Origin of the sequence: Sporosarcina contaminans, from assembly GCF_042679045.1 — a bacterium.
Classification (GTDB): domain Bacteria; phylum Bacillota; class Bacilli; order Bacillales_A; family Planococcaceae; genus Sporosarcina; species Sporosarcina contaminans.
Window position 1 is genome coordinate 1 of the sequence record NZ_JBHTLT010000076.1, and the last position, 3469, is coordinate 3469.

The 3469-nt window shown below is 38.1% G+C and carries 3 protein-coding genes; 1 reads left to right on the plus strand and 2 read right to left on the minus strand.

All coding sequences use genetic code 11. The features are described from left to right. Nucleotides 1–139: 139 nt before the first annotated feature. Nucleotides 140–1960, minus strand: a complete 1821-nt coding sequence (pepF, locus tag ACFQ38_RS11480) for an oligoendopeptidase F (protein ID WP_381481011.1) — start codon at nt 1958–1960, stop codon at nt 140–142. 477 nt (nt 1961–2437) lie between these two features. Between pepF and ACFQ38_RS11485 the strand changes: the two genes are divergently transcribed. Then, nucleotides 2438–2884 carry an NUDIX hydrolase gene (locus tag ACFQ38_RS11485; protein ID WP_381481013.1) on the plus strand — a complete coding sequence of 149 codons (447 nt, stop codon included), beginning with the start codon at nt 2438–2440 and terminating at the stop codon, nt 2882–2884. Between the two features lie 29 nt (nt 2885–2913). Here ACFQ38_RS11485 and ACFQ38_RS11490 read toward each other — a convergent pair whose 3' ends face one another. Continuing rightward, a complete protein-coding gene (locus tag ACFQ38_RS11490; protein WP_336825599.1) occupies nt 2914–3357 on the minus strand; it encodes a hypothetical protein in 444 nt (147 codons plus the stop codon). Between the last annotated feature and the right edge of the window lie 112 nt (nt 3358–3469).

Consider the following 3469-nt stretch of genomic DNA (forward strand, 5'->3'; position numbering starts at 1 on the left):
CTAATATTACGAGATAAAAAGGCCTTTTTCCGTTAAAATAACTTCATAATTGACAAAAGGGTTGGAAATCAATTCGATTTCCAACCCTTTTGTCTACAGTCTGAAGCATCCTGATGAACAGGATGCTTCCATAAAATTATTAATTGGTTTGGACTGTTTCGATTTCTTCGGTTAACTCAATTAACTGATCGATCAAATCACCGATATAGGAAATTGTGTCAAGCAATGGCTGTTCAGTCGTAATATCAACTCCGGCCATTTGTGCAAGCTCTGCAGGTGATTTCGTGCCGCCTGCTTGGAGGACTTTCAGCCAATCTTCTACCGCTGGTTTACCTTCAGCCAAAATACGCTTTGATACTTGTGTGGAAATTGTCAAACCAGCACTATATGTGTATGGATATAAGCCCATATAGTAATGTGGCTGACGCATCCAAGTTAATTCAGCACCTTCTGTTATTTCAACGTCATCACCCCAGAATTCCTCCAAAACGCCGCGTTTCAATTCGTTGAGCACATTTGCATTTACGCTGCCGCCTGCATCAATGCGTTCATACACTTTTCTTTGGTATGCAGCTTCCAATAAATGTGTCACGAAATTATGATAGTACGTCCGCGCTACGATCGAAGAGATAACCCAACGCTTAAATTTCGGATCATCCGAATTCGAGAGCAGGTGATTTGCCATAAGCATTTCGTTCATCGTAGAAGGAGCCTCAATGAAGTATAGAGACGGACGTGAGTTGAAGATGTTTTGGTGCTTATGTGCATTGTAGAAATGTCCGGCATGCCCTAATTCATGCGCCAATACGAATACATCTTCCATGCTGCCTGTCCAAGAAATTAGAATGTACGGATGGACTCCATATGGGCTTGAGCAAAATGCGCCTGTTGATTTTCCAATGTTTTGTGCAAAATCTGTCCAACGTTCGTCATATGAACGTTCAACCATCGTTAAATAGTCATCTCCCATAATCGAAAGTGAATCTTTAATATATTTTTTCGATTCTTCAATTGTTATTTTCGGCTCGTAATTAGGGTCTAAAGGAATTTTCAAATCGGAAAAAGTCATCTTATCCAATCCGTGGACTTTTTGAAGTAATTTAGCATATTTTCGCATATGCGGTGATAACTCTTTCATAATTAGATCGATTTGGCGGTCATACATTGATCGATCAACTTCTTGATTGAACAGCAAATAATCGAATACTGTATCGTATCCACGCAAATCGGAAATTGTCTTTTCTTTTTGCAAATGCATATCGTACGTTTTCGCAGCTGTATGCTGATACTGCCTCAATTTTGCATAGAAAGCGTCATACGCAGCTCTTCTTTTTGATGTGTCTGCTTCTGATTCCCAGCCTCCTTCAAAAGAAGTATAGCTTAACGGGAATTTTTCACCGTCGACTTCAAAATCATCAAATCGAATATCAACCAATTTCGTTGTATTGTACAAACCGTATGGTGCGTTCAGTACGGAAGACATAGCAGCTAACGTTTTTTCCACTTCAGGATGCAATTGATATGGTTTTTCACGCAACACTTCTTTTAAATAAAGCTCAAAGTCTTTAGATTGTCCCATCGCTTTTTCAAGCAGTTCTGCAGGAAGTTCGGACAGTTCACTTGAAACGAAAGACAATTGGCTTCCTAATTTAGAAGCAATTGATCCATACTTGCTTGCGCGCATTTGAGCTTCATCGTTCGTTTGGTCTTCGCTTGATGACAGGCTCGTATAAGCTCCGATCGGCACCATTTTCTTATAGATGGAAGCATATCCTTTTAATGCGGCAATAATTGAGTCGACATCGGAAATCTTGCCTTTGAACTGTTCAACATAGCTTGCGACATTTTGCTGTAATTGCTCAATCGCTTGATTGTAATCATCTTCCGATTTAAAAAGATCTTGCAAATTCCAAGTTTCTTCAACTTTTACTTCTGAACGCGGCGGTAAGCTTTTGACCATTCTCATCTCTCCTTTTATTACGGTTTTCGAACTAAATATAGTATAAAGCATAATGACAGAAAAGTAAAAAAGAATGATAGAGTAGCAAATTTTTATTTACTGGAAGTTCGCTCGTTCTTATTTCGAAGTATAATGCACTGAATTGAACTGAATAGGTACGTTTTCATTCAAAATACATCGATATCCATTCAATTCTCGTCAATTTTACATTCGTTTTCTGCTTATACTCCATTATTTATAGGAGACTCATACGATAATTGTCTTTCACGCATTAGTAGACTTCTGTAATAAACACATTACATTGAAACTCTTCATATGAGCTGCTAAAGCATCGAAGAACTCATTCATAATCAGAAAAAATAAACGAAGAAAATATATTTTTTATAGTGTCGGATTAAAGGAAAAAGAATGAGCTATGAAGAATAATGGAAAAAGGTTTTTGTCCGCTTAAATATAGAAAAATTGGGGGTATCGCAAATGGGGTACATCGAAGAGTTAAGAGAAATTGTTGGGCACCGTCCTTTATTGCTAACAGGAGTTGGTGTCGGTGTGTTAAATGACAAAGGAGAAATTCTTTTACAAAGAAAAATTGACGGAAGATGGGGAATACCTGGAGGTTTTATGGAATTAGGAGAATCTGTCGAGGAAACAGGTAGAAGGGAAGTATTTGAAGAGACAGGGCTTCAAATTGGAAAAACTGAACTTGTCACCGTTATATCCGGAGAACACACCTATTCAGTTCTGCCAAATGGAGATGCTTATTATTCTGTCTCGATTATCCTTGTCACGAAAGAAATAATAGGTGGAGAATTAAAGGCGGATGGTATTGAAACGACTAAGGTGGAATTTTTTCCAATTAATTTCTTGCCAGAATCATTAAATCCGCTCATCCGTAATTTAATCCATAAATATGCAATAAAATGAGGAGGGAACGAACTGAGTGTCCCCATCCTCTATAATTGATTTTCGGCAAAAAAACGTGCTATCCATTCCATATCAAGGTCGTCATTAACTATTTTATAGTAGAGCATAGAATTTTGGATGATCAAGTTTTCCGTTATGATTACCGTCATGCTATTTCCATTGTTGTCTGTAAGGCTGATACTGAATTGATCGATATCATCTTCAATATCGATTTCTTCCGGTTTCAGCTTTTTGACATCATAATGCTGTAAAAAGTTTAATAGCTCATCTACTTGTTCAGGATCGTCAACGATCCAAGTTTTTGAAGGTGAATCGGATAATTGAGGCTTGCTGAATACGAGAGATTGAAAGTTTGTGTCGGCCGATTGTAGCAGCTCTGCGAATTTCTTTTCATTATAGTCATTAATGGATTGAATCATTGCATAAGCACCGCCGATTAGGAGCGCTATTAGCAAAATGCCTCTTATTTTCAAGATGATACCTCCTCGTATATTAGTAGTAAGAGCTCTTTCCGATAGAATTTCCAGTTGATCCGGACAGCTGGAGGCCGTCTATTGGACTCCTATAGGAAATGGATGCCTTACG

Coding starts and splice junctions, on each gene's coding strand:
- ACFQ38_RS11485 (WP_381481013.1), top strand. CDS start 2,438: ATGGGGTACATCGAAGAGTTAAGAGAAATTGTTGGGCACCGTCCTTTA.
- pepF (WP_381481011.1), bottom strand. CDS start 1,960: ATGGTCAAAAGCTTACCGCCGCGTTCAGAAGTAAAAGTTGAAGAAACT.